Source organism: Nostoc sp. PCC 7107 (assembly GCF_000316625.1).
Taxonomy (GTDB): domain Bacteria; phylum Cyanobacteriota; class Cyanobacteriia; order Cyanobacteriales; family Nostocaceae; genus Nostoc_B.
The window spans coordinates 5,038,555-5,065,148 of sequence record NC_019676.1 but is presented as its reverse complement, the minus strand read 5'-3'; the positions used below and the strand labels follow the sequence as shown (position 1 = coordinate 5,065,148).

Here is a 26,594-nt window from a genome sequence, read left to right as displayed (position 1 = left end):
ACTTGGATCTCTATCCTAAGCTGTTACGCCAAAAAATTGCATCTTTGATTTTAATATCCACTTACATATTTAATTACTCGGTCTGTTTGGATAACCCGACCATTTTTGAGAATCTCCAAGCCTGCACCATTTACTACATATTCATAATTGTTATTCGTAGCCACATATCCTGTACCTTCTTCGGAGTAAGCACGGAGAGAACGGATACCTTTACCAGTTGACTTAGAAATCCCTGTATAAAACAGGTTGCCATTTTTACTACAAATATGAATATAAAAATTAGTAGTTTCAAAATAAGCTTCTAACCGTCCACCACCTGCATAGCGAGGGCAAACAGATGTTTTTGCAATCATCTGATTATTAACTGCTGAAACTGGAGTAGATTCTAATTGTGCTGCACTCGCAGATGAAGATAAGCCGACAATTCCTGCTAGTAGTGAAGCTGTAGCTAAAATTAGCGAAAAAGACTTAGAGACTATTTATAAAGTAAATCTTTAGACGACAAGACGACGCAACATAATCCGAGTCATAACAGCATATATAGCAGCTTCACTCATTTCGGGTAGGCGCTCATAATCTTTGCTGAGACGATGATATTGGTTAAACCACCCAAATGTTCTTTCGACTACCCAACGTTTCGGTAAAACCTGAAATTCTGACTCGGTACGCCGTATGACTTCAACATGAGCTTGGATCATCAACCAAACACAAAGAGCAAACTTATCACCGTCATAACCGGAATCAACCCATAAAACTTCAACTTTCTCAAGTAATTCAGGACGCTCCTCTAACAATTCCATCAAAGCATAGGCAGCAAGCACTCGCTCTGGGGCATTTGCTTCACTTACAACCACTTTCAACAATAATCCCAGGCTATCAACCAAAGTCTGTCGCTTTCGCCCTTTTACCTTTTTACCGCCATCAAAACCGTACACATCCCCCTTTTTTGGTCAGTTTTAACTGACTGACTGTCTGCGGCGAGGGCGCTGGGTTGTGTTGATTTACCTAATTTTAAGCGAACCTGACCGCGTAATGAATGGTTTAATTTTTCCCATACCCCTTTGCGCTGCCATTTGCGGTAGTAGTTGTATACAGTTGAGCTGGGCGGGAAGTCTCCCGGAAGCATATTCCATTGGCATCCTGTCTTCAGGTGATAGTAGATAGCGTTGCATACCTCCCGCATATCAGTTGTGCGCGGGTGTCCTCCTTCTTTCGCTGGTGGAATCAAGGGGGCTAGGATTTCCCACTCCATATCTGTTAAGTCTGTGGGGTAAGACTTTCGCGCCATACCTAACTATGTAAATACACTACGTTTAATGTATCTTATCGTTGTCATAACTCTTTTCTTTTCGCTTTTAGATTTACTTTATAAATAGCCTCTTATTTTGTATCTGATAAAAGTTGTTCATAATCAGTCCTAAAGTTTGATTACTCTCAGCTTCAAATTTAACTTAGGATTTTTCGGATTTTTAAGAGAAAAAACCCTTAAATTCAGATAAAGTCTTAGTAATTTCATCAAGATTAGATGAACTCTTGAAGAAGAATCGCTATCCGCCAGTCGCATAGAATTCAATTCTGAATTCTGACTCCTAAATTCTGTTTTGATAAAACTATTCGTAATTAGAGACACCACAGGAGATACATTATTCCCGCATTTCTCACAAGCTGCTTTGCGTATAAGTAATAAGTAATGAGTAATAAGTAATAAGTTAAGAATTTTACTCATTACTCCTTACTCACTACTCATTACTCCTCCATTCGAGGTGTGGTGAGAAATCCGGGTATTGAGTAGTATTCCCGTGGTTGTCTGTAATATCACATCTCTATTTAAATACAACTAGGTAAGTAGAACGGTGCAAATAAACAGAACTATGTAACGAAAAGTAAAGTGGCTTGAAAACCTCTTCCCTCCTGCCTTCTGCCTCCTGCCTCCTGCCTTGTCATAACGACAATTTTTAAAACCGACCTACTTAAATTTTTTCCAAAACTAGCCAAATGTTGTGCTATTCCAGCCCCACATTGCACCTGTAGCATCCGCAAATTCTATGTAAATCCGATTTTGTGGTACACCTAAAGCTTGATTAATCTGCCGACAAAAATCTTGACTCATTGCTTCAGTTTGGTTAGGCTTCATCATCCCAACACTTTTAATTTCGATGTAACAAACCGGGTCTGTAGTTCCCGCAAAAGTCATAGGAACATCGGCTTCAAAGGCTGTCATCACATAAGATTCTGGTTTACCTAAATGTTTGGCTAATTTCCCTGACAAACTCTTCAGCATCGTCTCAACTTCAGGTTTTGCAGGTGCAGATACTGAAGTTTGTACTTTAATTAATGGCATAGTACTGAATTAGACTTTTTGACTTTATTTCCACTGTTAAGTTTATCTAACCGCAGAGGCGCAGAGAACGCAAAGATGAGGAAACTGATAAATGGTTAAGCACGAAATAAATGATGATATTCAGGATTATATAAGTGCGATCGCCCGTTTGCCGCTTTCAGTGCAGGACTAATTATATAAAGCGTGGTGCGAATAAGATTTTCTTGCTGGGTGCATTCCACCATTTGGGTGAGGGGGACAACCCGAATTTTTTCATCAGGCCAGCATAGACGAAAGCAAATCGCCACAGGGGTATCACTGAGGTAATGTTCGAGTAATTTAGCTTGGGCGTTTTCGACATGACGCGCGCTGAGATACAAACACAAACTCGCGTGATGGGCGGCGAGGCTGGCTAACTCTTCTGTTGATGGGACTTCGGTACGCCCGCTGATGCGAGTGAGGATGATAGTTTGAACTAAACCGGGGACTGTTAATTCTACCTTGAGTTTGGCTGCGGCTGCTTGAAAGGCGCTAATTCCTGGGACAACTTCAAAAGGAATATCAGCATCAGCCAGCATTTGCATTTGTTCGTGAACAGCACTGTAGAGACTGGGATCGCCAGAGTGGAGACGAACCAGAGATTTTTGTTGCGATCGCACCCGTTCCACCATCAAGGCTACAATCTCTTCTAAAGTCTTATCCGCAGTCGGAATAATTTCCGCATCTGGTCGGCACAGATTTAAAATTTGTTCAGGAACTAAAGCATCAGCAAATAAAATTACATCTGCCCTAGAGAGAAGCTTTTGTGCCTTAACAGTTAATAAATCAGGGTCTCCCGGCCCCGCACCTACAATATAAACGGCTGCTTTTAGAAAATTTAGCTGAGTTTCCATACAAAAAACTTATATTATTTCTCCGTATTTACCCGGAACAAAAAAATTCTCCAAAAAATTTTTTGGCATTTTCTCAGTATCCTTCCGGATTAACCCTCTAACTATAGAAGAGTGGAATGGTAGATGCACCCTGGTTAAGCCCTAGAATCAAATCTGGGGCATTTTTTATTTTTGCTTAATAAAGAAATTCAAAATTTTTACCTTTTTACTTTTTACTTTTTACTTATTCAGTTGCAACCACATCAGGTAAAGGACGTTTACGATAATACAACCAAGCTAAACCAGCTAAACCAGCGAGAATGCCTGTTAAACTCACAACTTGAGCTATTCTCAACGGCCCCAGCATTAAACTATCAGTGCGTAAACCTTCAATCCAAAAGCGACCTGTGCTGTAAGCTGTTAAGTAAGCCATAATTAAAGTGCCTGTTTTTAGGCGTAGCTTACCAGACACACCTCGCAAAAATAAATTTAACAGCAAGGCAAACACCATTAAATCCCACAGTGATTCATACAAAAAGGTGGGATGGAAATATTCAAAATTTTCTAATCCAGAAGGACGGCGTTCTGGGGAAATATATAACTTCCAAGGTAAATTAGTCGGACTACCAAAAGCTTCCGAGTTAAAGAAATTGCCCCACCGCCCGATCGCCTGTCCTAAAATTAGAGAAGGTGCAACTAAATCTGCTAATTGCCAAAAAGAAACTCGCTTGAGTTTGGCAAAAATTAAGGCGGCTATTGTTCCACCGATAATTGCACCGTGAATCGCAATACCACCTTCCCAAATAGCGATAATTTTTTCTGGGCGCTTGACATATTCTGCCCATTCAAACAAAACATAATATAGTCTTGCTGCGGGAATTGCCCCAATTACCAGCCAAATTGACAAATCACTCAGCAACTCTGGATTAACATTACGGCGCTTTGCCAAGTACTGAGAAAGGCTAACACCCACTAACACCGCCGTAGCAATCAACAAGCCATACCAGCGGATAGTTAATGGGCCAATTTTCACCAAAATCGGGCCTGGGGAAGTGAATTGAAATGCCAACGGCAAAGAAGAGATATCCAGTACCATGCAAAACTACCTAGATAACTACAGTGTTTAGCTTGAGCAACTGACAACCCTATCACTAGTAGGGGAATTATGTCTATAAACCATTAGAGCAGGTTTTGTTTATAGAGATTCACACTCACCAGATATCTGTCCAGTTTAATTCCGTAGGGTGTATGACGGCTACATCAAGATTTGAGCGTTGAAAAAATGAGAAGTTCTCTATGGTTTAGCCCAAGTTCAGGTATATTAGTTTTTGGGTTAAACATTCATAAAAAAAGTAGAAACGTAGCAGAATAACGTTTCTGTTTTTCAAAAATGAAATATGATTACTATATCAAAGCCTATTATTGTAAATTCTGAATTTTGTTGTAATATTACTAGATTAATAAATACGTTTCTTTTGATAACGCCAGTCATACCATTGTTTAGCACTACGCACGGCAAACCACAGCAATATCAAAGCAATTAATCCTCCTTGCCAAGGCGCACCAAAGGCGAACAACACTAAAGCAATACAGAGGGTATCTTGCAAAAAAGCTGCCCACAAAGGTAAGCCGCGCAAGCGATAAAACCAACCAATTTGCACAAGTTGTAATACTAAGGCTAATAATCCACCTGTTAAGGCAATCAACCAAGCAGGTGTAGTTGTGGCGGAAGCGACAGCTAAACCCATAATTGCCCCCACAAGTGGAGATAAAAATAACTCAACTACTTGTATTACTCTTTGTCCCAGCAGTTTTTTGCTACCAAAGAATTCTAATAATGACCAACTGGTGAGAATAACTAACAAAATCTGCGGGGAAATGTGAGATAAAATTGGAGTCTGTGACCACAAGTTGCTGCCCTGCAACAGTCCGATAATTAATAGGGGTATGCCTATTCTTAACCCTGCTGCCGCAGAAGCAGAAAGTATGGCAAATATTTCAACCATTAGGGCAATTGTAAATAAGTATTTGTTCTTTATATTACCCAGGGCTAATAAAAATTCCAGCACAAAGAGAAATGATTTAACGATGATTTTTACCTTACTGGGTGCTGTAAAGCTCTGTGGGCATAGCTGCGCTTAGAGCGTAGCGGGGCGTTTAGCCCGTGCTAAGTAAAAATAAGAGTATTCAGCATTCTTTATTTAAATCCCCCCGAAAGGGGGGAAAAATTAAATATCCAAGCGCTTGTAAACTTCATCCAAATGCTGGAGATGGTGCTGCGGATCAAAACACTTTTCAATTTCTGCGGGTGAGAGTTTTGCTGTAACTCGCGGATCTTGACTAATTAAGTCGTGGAAATGTCCTTCTGGCTGATTCCAAGCAGCGTGGGCGCTTTGTTGCACGATCGCATAAGCTTCTTCTCGGTTTAAACCTTTGTCTATTAAGGTGAGTAGCACTCTTTGGCTGAAGACTACACCGCCATAACAGTTGAGATTTCGCGCCATGTTCTCAGGATACACCAGTAGATTTGTCACTAAGTCGGTGATTTCTACCAACATAAAGTGCGTCAAAATACACGCGTCTGGCAATACCACCCGTTCTACAGAACTGTGGGAAATGTCCCGTTCATGCCACAAAGCCACGTTTTCTAAGGTTGCACCTGCATGGCTTCTCACCAAACGCGCCATCCCCGTTAATCTTTCAGAACGGATGGGATTGCGTTTGTGGGGCATTGCACTGGAACCTTTTTGGCCTTTGGCGAAGAATTCTTCAACTTCCAAAACGTCTGTTTTTTGCAGATTGCGAATTTCCACAGCAAAACGTTCAATGGATGCCGCCAGTAATGCCAATTGCTGTACGTAATCGGCGTGACGATCGCGGGAAATTACTTGTGTGGAAGCTGTATCCGGTTTGAGTCCGAGTTTTTCACAGGCGATCGCTTCCACACGGGGTTCAATGTTGGCATAAGTTCCCACCGCACCGGAAATTTTGCCCACAGCAATGGTTTCCCGGAGAGTTTTCAGCCTTTCTTGATGACGCAATACTTCCGCCAACCACCCAGCCAACTTAAAACCAAAGGTGATGGGTTCGGCGTGGATACCATGCGATCGCCCAATCATCACGGTATTTTTATGTTTCCGTGCCTTGTGACGAATTGCCTCAATCAAATCTGCCAGTCTTTGGGATATTACATCCAAACTAGCAACCATTTGCAGTGCTAAAGCTGTATCCAATACATCAGAACTGGTTAAGCCTAGGTGAATATAACGTCCCGCTTCACCAACATATTCATTGACATTTGTCAAGAAAGCGATGACATCATGACGGACTTCCGCTTCAATTTCGAGAATCCGCTGAGGCTCAAAATTAGCCTTAGCTTTGATTTCCGCAACTGCACTAGAGGGAATGTAACCCAGTTCAGCTTGGGCTTCACAAGCTGCAATCTCTACCTGAAGCCAGGTTTGGAATTTATAAAATTCAGTCCACAGGTTGCCCATTTCGGGCAAGGTATAACGCTCAATCAACGTTCGCGGCAGAATACAACTGTCATATTTTACAGTCTAATTAGCCTAGATAGACAAGAAGAAGGGAATAGGTTATGGGGGACAGGTTACAGTTTGAGAAAATATTTATCAGCGATCGCTTTTGATGCGTTTCGATTGACCATTATTATTCATGGGTATGGCATTGCGCGTCGGTCGAATACCACTACCGTATCTCCGCGCATAAACTTGCGTAAACTCTGCGCCAAAAAAGAGAATTTGGGCGGCATAATAAACCCAAGCGAGAATGACTACTAGTGAACCCGCTGCACCGTAAGTTGAACCAAAACTGTTATTACCAAGATATTGACCTAATAAATATCTACCCAAAGAAAATAAAAGTGAAGTAATGACAGCACCAATTAACACATCATTCCAGGTAATTTTGACATCTGGTAAAACTTTGAAAATTAACCCAAAAAGTAGTGTGCTAATTGTAAAAGAAAGTAAAAAGTTCAGGATGCGCCAAAGAATATCCACACCTGGGAGTAAGTTGCTAAAATAACCCACTACTGCTGTTAAACCTGTACTAATTACCAGTGTGACTAATAGTAAAAAACCAATACCCAAAATCATCGCAAAAGATAAAGCACGCTGACGCACAACATTTTTCATCGCCCTTCCGGGTTTGGGTTGAACTTCCCAAATTGTATTTAGAGCATCTTGAAGTTCAGTAAATAAGCCTGTAGCACCTAAAAGTAAGAGTAAAATACTGATAATGGAAGCGATCGCCCCGGTTTTTGGTTGGCTGGCGTTGCGGATAGCTATTTCGATAAACTCGGCTCCATCTCTACCGACTAAACCTTGAATTTGCCGGACAATTTCACCTCTCGCCGCCTCTTCGCCAAATACGGCACCAGCGATCGCAATGACAATAATCAACAACGGTGCGATGGAAAAAATCGTGTAATAAGCTAATGCTGCGGCTAAACGCGAAGCTTTATCTTCACTCCATTCTTGAAAAGTTTCTTGAAACAGCCCCACAATTGCCTGAAAATTCATTTACCTAGTCTCCTTGTTGGAGGATATCGCTTTCTTCCTTGATATATTTGATACTGATTTTATAAATAGCGACATCTTCCTAAAGGGGTTTATCCAGCTTCCTGAAGACAGAATTTATTTATACGTAAACTTTTTACAACATTCTATCGATAGTGCGATACTGAATAGCTTCAGCAACATGATAAGCTTGCAAATCATCATCTCCGGCTAAATCTGCAATAGTACGAGCAACTTTGAGAATGCGATCGCTCGCCCTCGCTGATAAACCTAATTTATTGATGGCAGCTTCTAATAAAGAACGACTAGCATCATCTAACTTACACCATAGTTGCAGATGTCGGCTTTGCATTTGAGCATTGCACCGCAGACTTGTTTCTGATTGGAAGCGATGAATACTGCGATCGCGTGCTTGTTGTACTCTTTCCCTCACAGATTTTGATGATTCCCCCATCGGTTGTTGGGTAATTTCCTCTGGTTTTAATCGATTCACCGCCACTTGTAAATCAATTCTATCCATCAAAGGCCCAGAAAGCTTTGCCCAATATTGTTCTCGTTGTCTGGGCGAACAGGTACACTGTTGAATAGTATCGCCGTAGTAACCGCAAGGACAGGGATTGGTACTCGCCACTAAAGTAAACTGTGCGGGAAAAACCACAGATTGTCTAGTGCGGGAAATGGTGACATAACCATCTTCTAAAGGCTGACGCAGAAATTCCAAAACATCACGCTTAAATTCCGTGAGTTCATCGAGAAATAATATACCTCTGTGAGATAACGAGATTTCCCCAGGACGGGGAAAACTACCGCCACCAACCAAAGAAGGGCCAGATGCGGAATGGTGGGGACTGCGAAAAGGGCGATCGCGCACTAAGGAACCACGATTTTTTAATAAGCCAGCAACAGAGTGAATCCGTGTAACTTCCAATGCTTCGGAAAATTCCAGCGGTGGTAAAATCCCCGACAAGCGTCTAGCTAACATTGTTTTCCCACTTCCGGGAGGCCCGACAAATACCAAATTATGTCCGCCTGCTGCTGCAATTTCTAAAGCCCGCCGTCCATGAGCTTGTCCTTTAACATCGTGCAAATCTGCATTAGGATAAGATACTTGTACTGTCTCGACTACATCATTTATCTTTACAGGTTGGTAACGTCCTGGATTATTTAATAAATCAACTACTTCTGATATACTTTGACAACCATAAACAGCCAATCCTTTTACCACAGCCGCTTCTTGGGCATTATCAGCCGGGACAACTAAACCCGTAATTCCCATTTTTTGGGCAGTCGCGGCGATGGGTAGAACCCCAGCCACAGGCCGAAGACTCCCGTCGAGGGAAACCTCACCCAAGAATAGATAATCTCCCAATAAATCAGCATGAATTTGCTCAGAAGCAGCTAAAATACCCACACTAATCGGCAAATCGAAACAAGGGCCTTCCTTGCGTAAATCTGCTGGAGTCAAGTTAATCACGATTTTCCGCATCGGAAAGGCAAAACCAGCATTTTTTAAGGTAGCCTTCACCCTCTCTTTCGATTCCTGAACCGCACTATCTGGAAGCCCCAAGACAATAATTCCTGGTAATCCCCCCGATACATCGACTTCCACCCCCACTTTTACCGCATCGATGCCAACAATTGATGCACTCCAGACTCTCGCCAACATTATTTTATTCCTTAGTCATCCGTCCGTCTTATTATTGACAATTGGCAAATGACAAATAACAAATAACCAATGACTAATCAAGACACAATTTTTAGTAAGATTATTCGTCGGGAGATTCCCGCCAATATTGTCTATGAGGATGATTTAGCTTTAGCGTTTACAGATGTAAATCCCCAAGCACCAGTTCATATCCTCGTCATTCCCAAAAAACCCATAGCTAAATTAGCTGAGGCGGAAACTGAAGATGCAGCTTTGTTAGGACATCTGTTATTAACCGCCAAGCGTGTAGCCGCCGAAGCTGGTTTAACCAATGGTTATCGCGTTATCATTAATACTGACGCTGATGGTGGTCAAACTGTCTTCCATTTACATCTGCATATTTTAGGAGGAAGACCAATGGCTTGGCCGCCTGGTTAATGTTTCCCATTTTAATAAGGGGCGTTGCTGATTGAGGGGATGATTTTTGTCTCACGCAAAGGCAAGGCAGCGCGTTGGGCGGGTTTCCCGACTTGTTCGCGTAGCGTCTCCGATTAGGAGAACCGACTGCCGCGCAAAGGCGCAAAGAGCAAGAGTTTGAAAATTAGAATTTTATGATTTCATCCCGCATTTATGCAACGCCTAATAAGGGTATGAGGGTTGAAGGGTGTAAGGTTTTTTGCCCACCTATACCCCTTAACCCAAACCCTTAATTTTTTCTCCTCATAGCCAATCTCGACAGCAAAACTTTGTACGTAAATCATATCTGTACGTATTTATCGTTAATCAACATCTAGTTGATGGGAATAATAACAAAGTCCAGACAAGCTCTGCACTGCTTGTTGATGAACAACAAAAACCAACTTGTGCTACGAGGTATGTATAGATGGCGACAATTAAAGCCCCCATCATTCCCGGATATAAAATAAGCTTGCAACTGTACGCAGGCTCAAGAACCCAAGTATATAGGGCTATCCGCGAATCAGATCAACTCCCAGTTGTCATCAAACTACTGACCTCAGAATATCCCAGTTTTAGCGAACTACTGCAACTCCGCAATCAATACACCATTAGCAAAAATCTCCACATTACAGGAATTATTCAGCCATTATCATTAGAAACATATAACAATGGTTATATATTAGTCATGGCAGATACAGGAGGAATATCATTACGGGAATATATTCAAAGCAATACCCTCACCCTCGCAGAATTTCTCACAATCGCTATCGAGTTAACCACCAGTCTCCATGAATTACATCAAAATCGGGTAATTCATAAAGATATCAAACCCGCAAATATCTTAATTCATCCCCAAACAAAACAAGTTCAACTGATAGACTTTAGTATCGCTTCATTACTACCCAAAGAAACCCAAGAAATCAAAAGTCCAAATGTTTTGGAAGGAACTTTAGCTTATATCTCCCCAGAACAAACTGGCAGAATGAACCGCGCCATTGACTATCGTAGTGATTATTATTCTTTGGGTGTAACATTCTATGAATTATTAACCGGAGAATTACCATTTGATAGTAACGACCCGATGGAATTAGTGCATTGTCATCTAGCAAAAATTCCTCATGAAGTCAAAAGTGCAGAAATTCCGCAAGTGCTTTCAGATATTGTGCTGAAATTAATGGCAAAAAATGCCGAGGATAGATATCAAAGTGCTTTGGGACTGAAATATGATTTAGAAATTTGTTTAACGCAACTCCAAGATACAGGAGAAATTACAGATTTTAACATCTGTGAACGGGATGTGTGCGATCGCTTTCTCATCCCCGAAAAATTATATGGTAGAGAAGCCGAAGTTAATCGCTTATTACAAGCCTTTGAGCGTGTCGCCAATGGCACATCAGAAATGATGCTGGTGGCGGGTTTTTCAGGGATTGGGAAAACTGCTGTAGTTAACGAAGTTCACAAGCCAATTACCCGTCAGCAGGGGTATTTTATCAAAGGTAAGTTTGACCAATTTAATCGGAATATTCCCTTCAGTGCTTTTGTCCAGGCTTTACGCGATTTGATGGGTCAATTGTTATCAGAATCGGATGCCAAGTTGGCACAGTGGCGCAGTCAAATTTTAGCAGTGCTGGGGGAGAATGGGCAAGTTTTAATTGAGGTCATTCCCGAACTAGAACGATTGATTGGTAAACAAAACCCAGCACCAGAACTATCTGGAACTGCGGCACAAAATCGGTTTAATTTGCTGTTTCAAAAGTTTATTGCTGTCTTCACTACATTAGAGCATCCTTTGGTGCTATTTTTGGATGATTTACAATGGGCAGATTTAGCTTCTTTTCAGTTAATTAAACTCTTGATGGAGGATAAAAACTATCTGCTGTTGCTGGGTGCTTATCGAGACAATGAAGTGTCATCTGCACACCCGTTAATGTTGACGCTGGAGGAGATGAAGAAGGCTGGTAGGACGTTTAATACTATTACTCTGGCACCTCTGGTTGAGCAGGATACAAATCAGTTGGTAGCTGATACTTTACGTTGTCCTACAGAGCTAACCCATCCTTTGACAAAATTAATTGAGCGCAAAACTCAAGGTAATCCGTTTTTTATTACCCAGTTTCTCAAGGTGTTATATGAAGATGGGGAAATTACATTTAATTATCAGCAAGGTTATTGGGAATGTGATATTACTCAAATTCTGTCCCTATCTCTGACTGATGATGTGGTGGAGTTTGTCGCCCAACAGTTGCAGAAATTACCCCAGGAAACTCAAGATGTTTTGAAGTTGGCTGCTTGTATTGGTAATTCTTTTGATTTAACTACTTTGGCGATTGTTTTTCAGCAGTCTCTGACTGATACTGCCACAGTATTATGGAAGGCTTTACAAGAGGGTTTGATTTTACCAACCAGCCAAACTTACAAGTTCTTTCAAATAGAGAGTCAAAAACAAACTGATTCTCAAGAAAATGTTGATGATGATTCTGTGAATTTGACTTATCGCTTTCTGCACGATCGCATCCAACAAGCTGCTTATAAACTCATTGCGGAAGATCACAAACAAGCAACCCATCTGGCGATCGGTCAATTACTGTACGCCAGTACACCAGGAAACCAATTAGATATACATATATTTGAAATTGTCAATCACCTGAATAAAGGCATTGATTTAATTATTCAGCCTGATGAACAACTAAAGTTAGCCCAACTGAATTTAATGGCGGGGAGTAAAGCCAAAGGTGCGATCGCCTATAATGCAGCCGTCAATTACTTCACCCAAGGAATTGATTTACTCCCTGCTGATGCTTGGACAACAAACTATGAATTAACTTTGAATCTGCATCACCAGCGTTTAGAAGCAGCTTGCTTAAATACAGACTTTGACAAATTGACACCTTGGGGTGACATCGTATTGCGATTTGCTACGTCTGTGATTGACACCATCAAAGTGCATGAAACTCGAATGATGGCATTCCGTTCTCAAGGTAAATTTGCCGAAGTAGTAGAAACGGGATTACAAGTGTTGAAATTACTCGGTGTGGAATTTCCTGAACAGCCAACTACGGCGGATATTAGCGCAGCAGCGCAATATACACAGCAGTTATGGGAAGAACGCACACCCTTAAGTTTGCTAGATTTGCCTGCGATGAACGACCCGCATCAACTTGCAGCAATGCAGATATTGACAAAACTAGTACCTTCAGCACATATTGCGGTACCCCCACTTTTACCATTACTCGTCTTCAAGCAAGTTGAGATATCTATTAAGTTTGGAAATTCCTCTATTGCCATTTTTTCCTATGCAGACTACGGATTGATACTTTGTGGTGTTATGGGAGATATTGATGCTGGGTATGAATTTGGGCAATTATCATTAAAGTTACTAGAAAAATACCAGATTAACGCCTTCAAAAGCCGAGCTTATTTTATTGTCAACAGCTTTATTCGTCATTGGAAAGAACCCTTAAGTCAGTCTATCCAATTTCTGCTGGAGGGCTATCAAAGTGGACTGGAAACCGGAGATTGGGAATGTGTGGCACTGAACATAATGACATACTGTCAGTACAGCTATTGGAGTGGTCGAGAATTAATTGCTTTGGCTGAGGAAATGCAGCTTTATCGCCAAGTCATCCGCCAGGTCAAACAACAGGCAACTTTAAAATATCATGAGTGTTACCAACAAACAATTTTGAACTTATTGGGATCGTCTGAAATCCCCTATTTTTTGGCAGGTGAAGTCTTCAATGGCACCGGGGTTTCGCCTCATTTACAAGCTACCTATGATCGAGTGAGGTTATTTCATGTTTCTTTATCTCAAGCTATTCTCTGTTATCTGTTCGGAAAATATGAACAAGCTTGGGAACAAGCAATCGTAGCAGAACAGCACAATGATGCTGGTATTGGTTATTTCATGGTAATTGTTCGAGTTTTCTATGATGCCTTAATTCATCTAGCACGCTATGAAGAGGCTAACACAGAACAAAAATCAGTCATTCTCAATCGGATTAATATTCATCAAGAAAAACTGCAAAATTGGGCAATTTTAGCCCCTTTCAATCATCAACATCGCTGGCAACTATTAGCCGCAGAAAAATGTCGGGTTTTGGGTGAATATTATGATGCAATGGCACATTATGATTTGGCTATTGCTGGAGCCAAAACTCACGGTTATCTACAAGAAGAAGCACTCAGCAATGAACTTGCTGCAAAACTTTACCTGAATTGGGGCAAAGAGAAAGTGGCAGCAGGTTATATGCAGGAGGCATATTACTGTTACGCGCGTTGGGGTAGCCAAGCCAAAATCAAGGATCTGGAAAACCGCTACGCCAATTTACTGCAACCCATTTTCCAGCAGAAAGTACAACCGCTGAATGTACTGGAAACATTATCAGTGAACGTTACTCCCCATGTTTCAGTTCACAATTCCCAAGAGCAAAGTCGTATCAATGTTGCCTTTGATTTTGCTGCTATCCTGAAAGCTTCTCAAGCCATTTCTGGCACAATTCAACTGGATGAACTACTGCACCAACTAACTCAGATTATTTTGCAACATTCTGGGGGCGATCGCTGTGTCTTAATTCTACCTACTACTCAAGGAGAATGGTTGGTAAGAGCCATTGCTACACCAGAAACCACAGAACTTTGTGCCGAACCGTTAGAGAGCAACCCCAACCTAGCACTCAAGTTGATCCAGTACGTCAAAAACACTCAAGAAGTTGTGATGATTGACGAACTCAAAACCAATTTACCTGTAATTGATGAATATTTACGGCAACAACAACCAAAAAGTTTGTTGTGCTTGCCAATTCTCAATCAAGGACATTTAATTGGAATTTTATATTTAAAGAATCGCTTTACTAGTGGAGTGTTTACTAGCGATCGCATCCTGATTCTCAAATTTCTGTGTACCCAAGCAGCGATTTCTCTAGAAAATGCCCGACTTTATCAAGATTCCCAAATTTATGCTCAACAATTAGAACAATCTCTAGACAAGTTGCGCCTGAGTGAACATCGCTTTCAGAAACTCGCAGATAATATTCCGGGATTGATTTATCAAATTCGGATTCAACCTGATGGTTCATCTTCAATATCCTATGTGAGTTCTGGATGTCAAACTCTTTATGAAGTGACTGCTGAGGATTTGATCTCAGGGAAATATAGTCTGCGTGATTTTGAACATCCTGACGATCAAGCCGAGGCTTTTCGTGTCACTATGGAATCAGCGCAAAGTCTTACCCCATTTCAACACGAGTGGCGGATTATTACACCAAATGGAACTATTAAGTGGGTAAAAGCCGCTTCCCAGCCAGAAATTAGCGAAGATGGTGAAATGGTTTGGGATGGTATTGTGATTGATATTAGCGAACAGCAAGCGGCACTTCGTGAACGCAAACAAGCTGAAGCTGCAATAAAGCAAAAATCCCAAGAACTAGAAAAAGCTCTCCACGAACTGAAGCAAGCCCATCTACAAATGGTACAACAAGAAAAAATGTCTGCACTGGGTAACTTAGTCGCAGGTATTGCCCATGAAATGAACAATCCTCTTGGCTTTATTTGGGCTAGTCTCCAACAAGCTAAACCTATCTTGGGTGATATCACTACACACCTGCAACTATATCAAAAAGCTCTACCAAATCCTCAAGATGAAATTCTCCATCATGCCGAAAAAATCGACTTAAATTATAGCTTAGAAGACTTGCCAAAAATACTTGATGCAATGGTGATCGCTTGTGAGAGATTAAAAAATATTAGCACTAGTTTAAGAACTTTCTCTCGTGCCGATCAGCGTTATAAAGTTTTATTTAACATTAATGATGGCATTGATAGTACAATTTTAATCCTGAAACATCGTCTCAAAGCTAACGAAAAACGTCCAGAAATTATCATGGTTACAGAATACGAAAATTTACAACCAATTGAGTGTTTTCCTGGGCAATTAAATCAGGTTTTTATGAATATTTTAGCCAATGCGATTGATGCTTTAGATGAGTCAAGTATGGGGCGGAGTTTTGATGAAATTAAATTAAATCCTCACAAAATTATTGTGAAAACAGCCATTGAAAATCACAAGTTTAAAATTTCCATTGCAGATAATGGCAAAGGTATAAGTGAAGATGTAAAATCACACATATTTGACCATTTATTTACCACCAAAGGAGTAGGTAAAGGCACAGGATTAGGACTAGCGATCGCCCGACAAATTGTTGAAGAAAAACATGGCGGTACAATTACAGTTAATTCTGTTTTAGGCGAAGGAACAGAATTTATCATTTCCCTACCCATTGCTGATGAATCTAGTAAAAATAGATAAGAGAATTGTCATCAAAAGTAGAGGAGTAAATGGAAGGTGTTGGATTTACGCCGAGTTGTAGTGGATGTCATGGTTGTATTTGGTGTTGGGGAATAAGATTATGAGTTATTCACGCAGAGACGCGGAGGCGCAGAGAGAAGAAGAAGAGTTGATAGTGCTGACTATTCATTACTTCCCCCTGCACTTTTGCACTCGTGCCTAACGTCGGGAACGTCTGCGGAGTCGATCAATCATGACTGCGGCAATAATTACTAAGCCTTTAACGACTAGTTGCCAGAAGTAGGACATATTTAATAGGGTTAAACCATTGTTGAGAACGGCAATGATTAATGCACCTAATAACGTGCCGCCAATGGTGCCGATACCGCCCGTGAAGCTGGTTCCACCGAGAATTACAGCGGCGATCGCATCTAATTCATAACCTTGTCCTAATATCCCTGTGGCACTATACAGGCGACTCGCACTCATAATTCCGGCTAAACCTGCGAGTAATCCACTCACGCCATAGACAAATAGCAAGACGCGATTGACTTTGATACCTGTTAATCTGGCGGCTCGTTCGTTACCACCCACTGCATATATCTGCACACCTAAAACAGTTTGCCGCAGCACAAACCAACTCACAGCTACAGTTAACAGAGCAATGATGACTAGCCAGGGAATGGGGCCGACGTAGCTATTACCAATCCAAGCAAAGTTGATGTTGCGATTAATAACTGTTGTACCATTGGCAACTAAAAAGGCAGCACCCCTTAAGGCAGTTAATGAACCCAAGGTGACAATAAACGGCGGTACATCCAAAAAGGTGATTAAGGCACCGTTGAGTAAACCTAAAAGTAAACCTGTCAGTAAGGCTGCTGGTACAGCCAACCAACCTAAAGCCGGCAGCAAAGATACTAACACTGCAACTACCGCAGACACAGCCAAGATTGAACCTACGGAAAGGTCAATCCCACCAGTGAGAATCACAAAGGTCATCCCGGTTGCCAGCACAATATTAATTGATGCCTGACGTAAGATGTTGACGGCGTTACCTGTTGTGAAAAAGTTGGGACTTAGCAGGGAAAATAAGATGCAGATAATTACCAAAATCGGTAGAATACCCGCAACTTGCAAGAAATTATTAATAGATTTACGCCGACTGGCTGCGGAATTTTGGCTAGGTCTATTATTGACAGGTCTTAAGGTTTGACTCATGATGCTACCTCCGATGCTCCAGTTGCATAGTGCATAATGTTTTCTTGGGTAATTTCTCTGTCTGGGGTGTCGTCCAGTTCGCCAACTAATTGCCCTTCACGCATGACTAAAACGCGATCGCTCATCCCGACAATTTCCGGTAATTCACTGGAAACCATGAGAATTGCGACTCCTTGAGCGGCTAAATCACTGATAATCCGGTAAATTTCGCTTTTCGCCCCGATATCTACGCCGCGTGTTGGTTCATCTAGCATCAATACTCTGGGGTTAATGGCTAACCAACGTGCCAGTAGGAGTTTTTGCTGATTCCCACCGGAAAGATCGACGGCGCGAATTTCTAAGTTAGCTAGTCGGATATGGAAGTTTTCGACGGCTTCTGCGGCAATTTTATTGACTGAAACCCAGTTAACAATGCCACCTTTGGCATCTTGTTTGAGTCGATTCAGTCCAATATTTTTGCGGGAACTCATCTCTAGAAATAAACCTTGGTCTTTGCGGTCTTCGGGGACATAGCCAATCCCCGCCGCGATCGCATCACTGGGCGAATGAATCTCTAGCTTTTTGCCATTTAAGAAGACTTCACCGCTGGCTTTGCGATCGGCACCAAAAATCAACCGCGATACTTCTGTCCTTCCTGCACCCACTAACCCAGCCAGTCCCAGAATTTCGCCCGCCCGCAGTTGAAAACTAGCTGGTTGTATCTTGCGCCCATCACTAATGTTTCTAACTTCCAGCACCACTGCACCCGGATTCTTTTGTCGTTGATGTTCGTAGAAGTCCTGCATAGAGCGACCGACCATCATTTTTACCAATCGCTGGGGCGAAATTTCCTCACGAGTCAGACTGCCAATATATTGACCATCACGCAACACACTAATTCGGTCAGCCAAAGCATAGATTTCTTCCATCCGATGACTGATATAAATAATGGCAATGCCATCGTTGCGGAGTTTGCGAATCACTTCAAATAAGCGTTCAGTCTCGCGGTCAGATAAGGCGGCTGTTGGTTCATCCATCACCAAAATCCGGCTTTTATCTTTCAGCGCCCTAGCAATTTCGACTTGCTGCTGTTCAGCGATCGCCAATGTACCTACTATTGTTTGTGGTGTAAAACTTGCTCCCAAGCTGTCTAACACCTGCTGGGCTTCGAGTTCCATCGTTTTGCGGTCTAAAAACTGACCCCGTTGCAACTCGCTCCCCATAAACATATTTTCAGTTACGGTTAAATTGGGTGCGACGTTCAGTTCTTGATAAATCAGATTAATCCCCGCTTGTCTGGCTGTACCTGGGTCAGTAATTTTCACTGGTTGACCATTGATGCGAATTTCTCCTTCATCAGCAATATAAGCACCTGCGAGAATTTTCATTAATGTGCTTTTACCTGCGCCATTTTCACCCATGAGGGCGTGAACTTCTCCGGGATAAATTGTCAGATTTACACCTTGCAAAGCCGCAACACCATGAAATCGTTTAGCAATCCCCTGCATTTCTAATACAGGGGTAACAGTTGAGGACGGCGGAAAATCGGTTTGAATATTTGTTGTCATAAATTTCAGTGCTAAGTTAGGCATTAAAAAGGCAAAAGTAAAAAGTAAAAAGTAAAAAGATTAGTTTCTTTTGACTTTTGACTAATTTCTTTCCAATTCCTTACCAACCAGTTGATGTACTGACGTTCTCTTTTGTAATCAACTTGGCGGGAATCAAAATGTCGGGTGATTTCGGTTTTTTGCCGTTTAAAATATCGTTGCCAACCCGAACTGCTGTTTGCGTCATCCCTCTGGGATTTTGAGTAGCAGTTGCCGCATATAAGCTATCGTTAGAGGCGATCGCTTGGATTGCTTCTGGCGCACCGTCAACTCCCACAATGAAAAATTCGGTGCGTTTGGCTTGGTTGGCGGCTAAATCAACTCCCACGCCGCTAGGATCGTTGATGGCAAAAACAGCATCAATTTTGGGGAAAGTTACCAGAATATCGCTCATCACTCTCAGTCCCCCATCCCGGCTACCTTCGGCGTTCTGGTCTTTAGACAGGATTTTGATATCGGGATATTTGGCTAAAACTTTCAAGCAACCATCAACTCGCTGAATTACCGAAGCTACTGGCGGCCCGTTAACTATGACTACATTGCCTTTACCTTGGAGGCGATCGGCAATATATTGACAACTAATTTCTCCGGCTTGCAAGTTATTAGTGGTGACAGTCGCATCTACCTCTGCGTCTACGCCTGTATCTACCGCAATTACAATCTTGCCTACTCTTCTGGCTTGCTCAACTGCTGGTCTGATACCTTTAGAGTCAGCCGCATTCAAAATAATAATGTCAGTATTCGCCGCGACGAAGTTTTCAATTTGATTAAATTGCTGATTCAGGTCATATCCGCTAGAAACAACGGTAACTCTGACATCATTACCACCAATTTTTTTCGCTTCTTTCTCCGCGCCTTGTGCCATGACGACGAAGAAAGGATTACTTAAATCGCCCAGTGTCACGCCAACAGATTGTAATTTCGTATTGCGATCACCTACGGTGGGGCGTAGCCCATCGCCGTTGTTGCTCTGCGTAGTTGTGTCAGTAACATTTTTTGTATCAGTGTTCGTGGCTGTGTCGCCATTAGGAGAAACATTGGTGCAGCTAACTAAAGTGCCACTGACAATACTTAATAAAGTCGCTGCAATCGCCTGTTTGTTCACATTCATTCACATCCTATTAAAACAGCGGGTAAAACCGGAAATATGTGTAGAAATATTAACTAAGCTAAAATCCTCTTTTAATTCTGCCGTCTGTCTTTTATTTTCTGCTTTCTCCTAACGATAGATATTTACTTCGGCTTAACTGGAAAAAGTTGTCATTGTTTTAGATGTTGCTAAAAGTTGAGTCTGTGCGGAGGAAAAGGTTATACAAGTCGGTAAACATTTTCAGATGAATTTTAGATTGATCCCTCATACTTATTCGAGGGCTTTTAGCATTAAGTAACTATTGGCGAAAATCCTATATTTTAAAGACTTCAACCATTTATTCAAATTTCGACAACAGGTTCTTTTTTGAGAAAATATTGTTAAATCTGATTTTCTTAATGTTTAAATTGATTTTATGCACACCTGTGCATTCCTGATACTTTTTATTCTTGCACACCTGTGCATAAAATTTGTGTTAATTTTATTTAAGTTACCTAGGGTAGTGGTAAACATGAGTAAACGAAAGATTTCCATTGAAGATATTGCTCGCAAAGCAGGCGTTTCTCATTCCACGGTGTCACGCGCTTTACGAGACAGTCCGTTGATTAGTTCTAAGGTGCGGGAGGAAATCAAAAGACTGGCGCAGGAAATGAACTATGTACCAAATGCGATCGCTCAAAGTTTACAAAATCAGCGCACTTATACCGTTGGGGTAATCGTCACATCTATAGCTGATCCATTTTTTGGTGAGTTAGTTGAGGGAATTGAACAAGTAGCGAGACTTGCTGGCTTAAATGTGTTGTTAAATGCTTCACATGGAGATTTTGATCAGGAAATAGCCGCTATTGAGAATTTTCATTACCGCCGAGTAGACGGAATTTTAGTCGCTGACTCACGCATAGGGAAACACTACACCAAGCAGTTAAACCAATTTACCGTGCCAACAGTTCTAATTAACATTGAGACAAAAGATCAAAGCGAAACCTTTCACTCAGTCGCTATAGATGATCGCTTAGGTGGCTGTTTAGCCGTAGAACATCTCCTCGAATTAGGACACACTCGTATCGGTTATCTAGGTGTGGGTGATGGTAGCAAAGCCGACCAACAGCGCTTAGAAGGATATCGAATGGCTTTGAATCAAGCAGGCCTACCATACAACACAGATTGGGTCGCAATTCCCCATCGGGATGAACAAACAATCAGCGATATTGATATTGGTAAAACACTCCTACCTCAACTAGTTAATACTGGTGTAACAAGCATCTTTTGCTACAACGATATGGTAGCAGTTGGCGCTCTCTTAGCCTGTAAAGAACTGAGTATTTCCGTACCAGAAGATTTGAGCCTTGTGGGATTTGATAATATTCCCCTAGCCAGTTACATTACCCCACCACTCACAACAGTCAGTCAACGGATGGTAGAAATGGGTGAATTTGCTATGACTATGTTGCTGGAGTTATTTGAAGGGAAAGCTGTAGACAATATTCTTATCTCTCCGTTTTTAGTTAAAAGAGAGAGTACTGCAACAGTTAGTAGAGCAAGAAATTCCATGATTACATTGAGGTAAAAACTTAAATTGCGGGTAGAGTTTACAAGTATGTAACAAACAGTTAAGCAGGTCGGTGTGAATATTTATCATTAGGTTCAGGCAGAAGGCAGGAGGCAGGAGGCAGAAGGCAGGAGGCAGGAGGTAGGAGGGTTTTAGTTCACTTAACCTTTATTAACATAGTTTGGTTTTTTCCAGATGTTCTACTTAAGCAGACAAATTACCTACCTACAAAAAAATCACCGGAGCAGTTAGAGATAGAAAACCGCCCCGGTTAAATAATATAGATAAAATATTCAAAGTTATGGAAATGGATTTACGCAACAACTTTTCTCGATAAACTCACCGTAGGCTATGATTTCGTCAATGCTGCTAAGAAAAGTTGTTTAACTCAAACTTTAGTGGTTCTGCAATGCTTATTGCCAAGAAAAATAATAGAAGATTCTGGATCAGGGAATATATGTAAAAAACTAGAGATTTTACCTTCAGAAGGTTGGGCGGTAGATTGTTCTTTGTCCAAGTTAAACATCCAAAAAATATACTCCCAATCCAAAATCTGAAATTCTAGACTAATTTAGTCATTGTCCCATTGTTCACGACCAATCAGGTCGCCAATGCGATCGCGCAGGAGAAAATCGCATTTTTCCAACTCACATTCAACGCACACCCACTCTCTTGCTGGGATGTATTGGCAGAGTGTATATATTGGCTGTTGTCGGCTAACCATCCCTTTATGCACCAGTCGGCGTGCTTCGTCTTGGATTACATCTAGAGAGTAGTAATTGATAGAAGGCACCGTATTCACACTCATGATTTTTACTCACACATTTATACGTACATAGTATTCCCACTTATGATGGGAAACAAACATGACAGAAATTAGATTTGCAACTAGGGTTTTGTATTTTGCTATACGGAACTAATTTCATTTTGACGCTACACACCCTAAAATTATCTAAAGAAATGTTGAGAAAGTCAACATTTTCTGACATTAGCCTGAGAGATAGTCAAGACAAAGATCCTATAGTAGTAAAATTTACTTCTTAATGAAGGTTGTGTTATCTACCTTAAAGAAGTTCTCAACCTTTATAGGAACTGCATTCAAGCATCATTTAGACAGACCATCATAGTTCATACTGCAAATTTAGTTATGTAATAAATAGTGAGTCAGCCTTATTTAAAGCTGCTGAAATCCGTCTATAACTAAACACCCAAAAAGTTTATCGGGCAGACTGGGAGTATAAACTATTGCAAAATCTAAGCGCTAACCTACACCACGAAAACTTTCACAACAGCATATATTAATCATTTCTTAAAAATAACCGAAGTTATGCTGGTTATTTACAGCACTGCGGATACTTTCATTGGGATTGTGAATTTTAGATTAACTTCACAGATAAATATCGAGGCTTGTACCCTTTGATAACCATTGGTCATAACCTATTGAGATTTGTAACAAATTCATAATTCCACTCAGGTAGTTAGCCTGTTTTGAATTTGAAAATGTGTATTTACCTCCCTTAACCTTTAGTTATATTCAAACAGACGCACTCTCATCACGTCTGTAAACTTCTTGGCGAATATCCAGAGATCAATTGTTCTAAAGTTACTTTTAAATCAGCTTGATTAGGGCATAAAACGATCTAAAGCTGCCTTTAATTGTTCAATTTCCACATCTATATTGCCTTCCTTGGCGGCTCTGGCGACACACTCAGTTAAATGTTCATCTAGCACGATTCTAGCAACCCGATCTAATGCGCCCCGGACTGCGGCAATCTGCAATAATACATCAGGGCAAGGACTACTTTGTTGCACCATTGTTTTAATACCGCGAATATGTCCTTCTATCCGTGACAGGCGATTCACAATTTTCCGTAAAGACTCTTCACTATGCACATGAACATGACCAGACTCTCCACGCCCATGAATATGATCTGTATCGTGAGTGTGAAAGTTTTCGGCTGACTCAGAGATGGGCAAGGATTCTGGCGTTAATTGGTTTGATCCATTCATGGTATTAAAACACTGGCAGTACTAAGATCCTAGCCTAGAGGGGGAATGGGTGTTATTTCTATTTAATATAAGGGGCGATCGCTGCAATATCCGGCGTTGCATAAATGCGGGATATAAAATCATCATCAGAGTAAATCGTCTTCCGATAGTTCAGCTATTTTCATCAAAGCTTTCAAAGTTCCTATTTTCATATCTTGATTGCGGTGAACAGGAATAGAAAGAATTTGATCCCCTACGAGGTTTTCGTAGATGTGATGACTACCCGTAATTCTTCGCAAAACCTAGCCTTTTTGCTCTACAATCTTACACAACTGCTTGCCGGATATAGATTTCATACAGCAATTTCAACCACTTGATCGGTTGACTCAACTACATTACGACTGTTAGCAACGTCGAGCCAGCCTTGAATAGCATCTTGCAAATTAGCCATCACTTCTTCCATTGTGTCACCTTCAGTCACGCAACCGGGAAGTGCTGGAACCTCTGCCCAATAACCACCTTCTGCCGCTGGATGAATGATTGCTCTAATTTTCATACGCCTATTGTTTTGAGCTAGTTCTTGAGAATATGCTAACAGCCATGCCTGTTTGTCCTCAACTTTGGCTGTATCAACCAGTATTGACCGTCGCCAGAGTCGATAAACTTCCATACCCAGCGGAAAATAGTTTACACCTATGCCATGCAAACGGGTGATACCCGAACCGGCTCAGGGTAAATGTCCGTAATAGCTATCAAAGGAAATTTTCAATTAATTTAAATTACAGGTAGTACTTACCATGCTTTAGTTCCAGTATTGAGTATCTAAAGCAGTGAACCAAAGTTAGTACGCAGGAATTTCATCCTAGCTGTAAAAATAACTTTAGATAGATTTGTCACGACTAAGCAAAAATTCGGCTTCTAAAATTTAGGTTGTGATTATGCGATTGTCCAAAATAACCCGTTCTCTACGTAGACTTAGTACCCATATTTTCGCCATATTTTTGGGAGTTTTGCTCACAGTTAGCACTCTACGGGTGTTACCTTCCCAAGCGGAACCTGCACCCAGTTCAGCAAAAGTTGGTGATGCACCAGAATTAATTGCTCAACGCCAATCAACCGTCACTGCTGCTATCGGTAATAGTAGTTTTGTCACCGCAGCAGTGAATCGTGTCGGGTCAGCAGTGGTGAGAATTGACACAGAACGTACAATTACTCGCCGTCGGGCTGATCCGTTTATGGAAGACCCATTTTTCCGGCAGTTTTTTGGTGATGGTTATTCTCAACAATTACCACCAGAACAGATGCGCGGTCTTGGTTCTGGGTTCATCATTGATAAAAGTGGGTTGGTTTTAACTAATGCCCACGTTGTTGATAAAGCGGATAAGGTGACAGTTCGCCTCAAGGATGGTCGCACTTTTGAAGGCAAAGTTCAAGGCATTGACGAAGTGACAGATCTAGCCGTTGTGAAAATTAACGCTGGTAAGGATTTACCCGTTGCACCATTAGGTTCTTCTAATGCTGTACAAGTGGGAGACTGGGCGATCGCAGTTGGTAATCCTTTAGGCTTTGATAATACTGTGACTTTAGGTATTGTCAGCACCCTCAAGCGTTCTAGCGCCCAAGTGGGAATTTCTGACAAACGCCTAGACTTTATTCAAACTGACGCAGCCATTAACCCCGGTAACTCTGGCGGGCCGCTGTTAAATGACCGTGGTGAAGTGATTGGGATTAACACCGCCATTCGTGCTGATGCGATGGGTATTGGCTTTGCCATTCCCATTGATAAAGCAAAAGCGATCGCCACACAACTGGAACGAGATGGTAAAGTTGCTCACCCCTATTTAGGTGTGCAAATGGTCACATTAACACCCGAATTAGCTAAACAAAATAACAGCGACCCCAACTCTACATTTGAAATTCCAGAAGTGAGCGGGGTTTTAGTGATGCGAGTTGTCCCAAATTCCCCCGCAGCTAAAGCAGGTATTCGCCGTGGTGATGTCATCCTGCAAATAGATGGCCAAGCCATTACTAATGCAGAACAGTTGCAGAACTTTGTGGAAAACACCAACCTTGGTCAATCCTTACAGGTAAAAGTCCAACGAGGTAGTCAGACACAACAGCTATCAGTCCGCACTGCTGAGTTGCAAAATGCTACTTCGTAAGTGCTAATTTCTGATCTTTGAAAATGGGGGTATGCTGAGGCTTATCCTCATTTTTTTTGAGTTTTATGGCAATTCCCAAGTACATGAAAGTAATTTCCAAATAGTTTATGACTTTAGTCATCTCATAATCACTACTTTCTTCACGTCCTTATTTCTGCGGAGTTTTCTAAACTGAAAATGAAAGTTAACCAGCAATCTTATTGAGGATTTAAAAATAATCGATACCTGATTTATTAGTGTAAATACTTGTCTCACTAGTGAAATTCCGTAAAAGGAAACGCTGTTGCTAAAAGTATTTTCTCTGGTTAGGTAACGGGTTTAATTGACAAATTCTTAAAGAAAGCTGTCACTAACTTAGCAATGAGAAACTCCAGGAGATTTGAACATGATGAAACGCATCCTTGCTGGAACCTTACTAGCTCTACCACTTTCAATATTTGCTGTGCAAACTCAAGCATCAGCCGCGCCGGTTATTATTAAACGTGATAACCACCGAACTGTTGTTGTACGTAAACCTGTTGTTGTCCGCAAAGTTGTTCGCCAGAGATGGGTTCCCGCACACTGGGAAAGAACACCGCGCGGCCGGCGTTGGGTTCCTGGTAGCTATGTCAGGTATTAATCAATTACTGTGATTGCCACTGTAGTAACAGTGCATAGATAAAGATGAGATATAAACTGGGTGCAAATACCATAATTATATAGTTTAAAACTACTGTTGGTCAACAACAAGCAATTGCTGAAATAGTTGGTTATTTAAGATTTAGACTAACAACTCTTGAGGATTTGTTAGTCTAAATTCTTGAGAATAATTGCTGAAGTTACTTGCGAATACTGGGCAGGATATGGTAATTAGTCTTTTGGGACTGAAAAACTTCGCTAT

The 26,594-nt window shown here is 41.4% G+C and carries 20 protein-coding genes and 1 pseudogene; 5 read left to right on the top strand and 16 right to left on the bottom strand.

Annotated features, from left to right (window positions below; genetic code table 11):
• Nucleotides 1-50 precede the first annotated feature (50 nt).
• The 9 genes from NOS7107_RS21625 to NOS7107_RS21580 form a co-directional block, all read right to left on the bottom strand.
• Nucleotides 51-353: a hypothetical protein gene (locus NOS7107_RS21625; protein WP_253274471.1), complete on the bottom strand. Its 303-nt coding sequence runs from the start codon at nucleotides 351-353 to the stop codon at nucleotides 51-53.
• Between the two features lie 141 nt (nucleotides 354-494).
• A protein-coding gene (locus tag NOS7107_RS28065; protein ID WP_085999800.1) for an IS5 family transposase occupies nucleotides 495-1,288 on the bottom strand; the annotation gives its coding sequence in 2 pieces (ribosomal slippage) (nucleotides 495-949 and nucleotides 949-1,288; 795 coding nt in all).
• Nucleotides 1,289-1,987: 699 nt separating this feature from the next.
• Nucleotides 1,988-2,341, bottom strand: a complete 354-nt coding sequence (locus NOS7107_RS21610; protein WP_015115079.1) for a phenylpyruvate tautomerase MIF-related protein — start codon at nucleotides 2,339-2,341, stop codon at nucleotides 1,988-1,990.
• A gap of 95 nt (nucleotides 2,342-2,436) precedes the next feature.
• A complete protein-coding gene (cobM, locus tag NOS7107_RS21605) occupies nucleotides 2,437-3,213 on the bottom strand; it encodes a precorrin-4 C(11)-methyltransferase (protein WP_015115078.1) in 777 nt (258 codons plus the stop codon).
• Nucleotides 3,214-3,436: 223 nt separating this feature from the next.
• The gene (gene lgt, locus NOS7107_RS21600) at nucleotides 3,437-4,288 is read right to left on the bottom strand and encodes a prolipoprotein diacylglyceryl transferase (protein ID WP_015115077.1); all 852 of its coding nucleotides are present in this window, start codon (nucleotides 4,286-4,288) and stop codon (nucleotides 3,437-3,439) included.
• A gap of 361 nt (nucleotides 4,289-4,649) precedes the next feature.
• Complete coding sequence (locus NOS7107_RS21595) at nucleotides 4,650-5,198, bottom strand: DUF4126 domain-containing protein (RefSeq protein ID WP_015115076.1); 549 nt, start codon at nucleotides 5,196-5,198, stop codon at nucleotides 4,650-4,652.
• 222 nt (nucleotides 5,199-5,420) lie between these two features.
• Nucleotides 5,421-6,716, bottom strand: coding sequence for an adenylosuccinate lyase (gene purB / locus NOS7107_RS21590; protein ID WP_015115075.1), 1,296 nt, complete (start codon nucleotides 6,714-6,716; stop codon nucleotides 5,421-5,423).
• 108 nt (nucleotides 6,717-6,824) lie between these two features.
• Nucleotides 6,825-7,736 (bottom strand): YihY/virulence factor BrkB family protein, encoded by a 912-nt coding sequence (locus NOS7107_RS21585; RefSeq protein WP_015115074.1) that lies wholly within the window; start codon nucleotides 7,734-7,736, stop codon nucleotides 6,825-6,827.
• Nucleotides 7,737-7,869: 133 nt separating this feature from the next.
• Nucleotides 7,870-9,399, bottom strand: a complete 1,530-nt coding sequence (locus NOS7107_RS21580) for a YifB family Mg chelatase-like AAA ATPase (protein ID WP_015115073.1) — start codon at nucleotides 9,397-9,399, stop codon at nucleotides 7,870-7,872.
• Between the two features lie 69 nt (nucleotides 9,400-9,468).
• Between NOS7107_RS21580 and NOS7107_RS21575 the strand changes: the two genes are divergently transcribed.
• A complete protein-coding gene (locus NOS7107_RS21575; protein ID WP_015115072.1) occupies nucleotides 9,469-9,816 on the top strand; it encodes a histidine triad nucleotide-binding protein in 348 nt (115 codons plus the stop codon).
• 445 nt (nucleotides 9,817-10,261) lie between these two features.
• The gene (locus NOS7107_RS21570) at nucleotides 10,262-16,141 is read left to right on the top strand and encodes an ATP-binding sensor histidine kinase (protein ID WP_015115071.1); all 5,880 of its coding nucleotides are present in this window, start codon (nucleotides 10,262-10,264) and stop codon (nucleotides 16,139-16,141) included.
• Between the two features lie 198 nt (nucleotides 16,142-16,339).
• On the opposite strand, the gene NOS7107_RS21565 is transcribed toward NOS7107_RS21570, so the two are convergent.
• From NOS7107_RS21565 to NOS7107_RS21555, 3 genes are all read right to left on the bottom strand, one after another.
• Nucleotides 16,340-17,338, bottom strand: a complete 999-nt coding sequence (locus NOS7107_RS21565; RefSeq protein ID WP_015115070.1) for an inner-membrane translocator — start codon at nucleotides 17,336-17,338, stop codon at nucleotides 16,340-16,342.
• Nucleotides 17,335-18,885, bottom strand: a complete 1,551-nt coding sequence (locus NOS7107_RS21560) for a sugar ABC transporter ATP-binding protein (protein WP_044501050.1) — start codon at nucleotides 18,883-18,885, stop codon at nucleotides 17,335-17,337. The genes NOS7107_RS21565 and NOS7107_RS21560 overlap by 4 nt, the downstream gene beginning before the upstream one ends.
• Nucleotides 18,886-18,985: 100 nt before the next feature.
• Nucleotides 18,986-20,035, bottom strand: coding sequence for an ABC transporter substrate-binding protein (locus NOS7107_RS21555; protein ID WP_015115068.1), 1,050 nt, complete (start codon nucleotides 20,033-20,035; stop codon nucleotides 18,986-18,988).
• Nucleotides 20,036-20,525: 490 nt separating this feature from the next.
• Here NOS7107_RS21555 and NOS7107_RS21550 point away from each other — a divergent pair, with 490 nt between their 5' ends.
• Complete coding sequence (locus NOS7107_RS21550) at nucleotides 20,526-21,581, top strand: LacI family DNA-binding transcriptional regulator (RefSeq protein WP_044500211.1); 1,056 nt, start codon at nucleotides 20,526-20,528, stop codon at nucleotides 21,579-21,581.
• A gap of 553 nt (nucleotides 21,582-22,134) precedes the next feature.
• On the opposite strand, the gene NOS7107_RS28060 is transcribed toward NOS7107_RS21550, so the two are convergent.
• From NOS7107_RS28060 to NOS7107_RS21540, 4 genes and pseudogenes are all read right to left on the bottom strand, one after another.
• The gene (locus tag NOS7107_RS28060) at nucleotides 22,135-22,371 is read right to left on the bottom strand and encodes a DUF4327 family protein (RefSeq protein ID WP_015115066.1); all 237 of its coding nucleotides are present in this window, start codon (nucleotides 22,369-22,371) and stop codon (nucleotides 22,135-22,137) included.
• A gap of 815 nt (nucleotides 22,372-23,186) precedes the next feature.
• Nucleotides 23,187-23,573 carry a metal-sensitive transcriptional regulator gene (locus tag NOS7107_RS21545; protein WP_015115065.1) on the bottom strand — a complete coding sequence of 129 codons (387 nt, stop codon included), beginning with the start codon at nucleotides 23,571-23,573 and terminating at the stop codon, nucleotides 23,187-23,189.
• A gap of 125 nt (nucleotides 23,574-23,698) precedes the next feature.
• Nucleotides 23,699-23,908: pseudogene (locus NOS7107_RS28055) on the bottom strand (type II toxin-antitoxin system HicA family toxin).
• Nucleotides 23,905-24,108, bottom strand: coding sequence for a type II toxin-antitoxin system HicB family antitoxin (locus NOS7107_RS21540; protein ID WP_044501048.1), 204 nt, complete (start codon nucleotides 24,106-24,108; stop codon nucleotides 23,905-23,907). Before NOS7107_RS21540 ends, NOS7107_RS28055 begins: the two are co-directional and overlap by 4 nt.
• Before the next feature lie 382 nt (nucleotides 24,109-24,490).
• Between NOS7107_RS21540 and NOS7107_RS21535 the strand changes: the two genes are divergently transcribed.
• Together NOS7107_RS21535 and NOS7107_RS21530 are read left to right on the top strand one after the other, a co-directional pair.
• On the top strand, nucleotides 24,491-25,714 hold the full coding sequence (locus NOS7107_RS21535; RefSeq protein ID WP_015115063.1) for an HhoA/HhoB/HtrA family serine endopeptidase: 1,224 nt from the start codon (nucleotides 24,491-24,493) through the stop codon (nucleotides 25,712-25,714).
• Between the two features lie 385 nt (nucleotides 25,715-26,099).
• Nucleotides 26,100-26,333: a hypothetical protein gene (locus tag NOS7107_RS21530; protein ID WP_015115062.1), complete on the top strand. Its 234-nt coding sequence runs from the start codon at nucleotides 26,100-26,102 to the stop codon at nucleotides 26,331-26,333.
• Nucleotides 26,334-26,594: the final 261 nt, after the last annotated feature.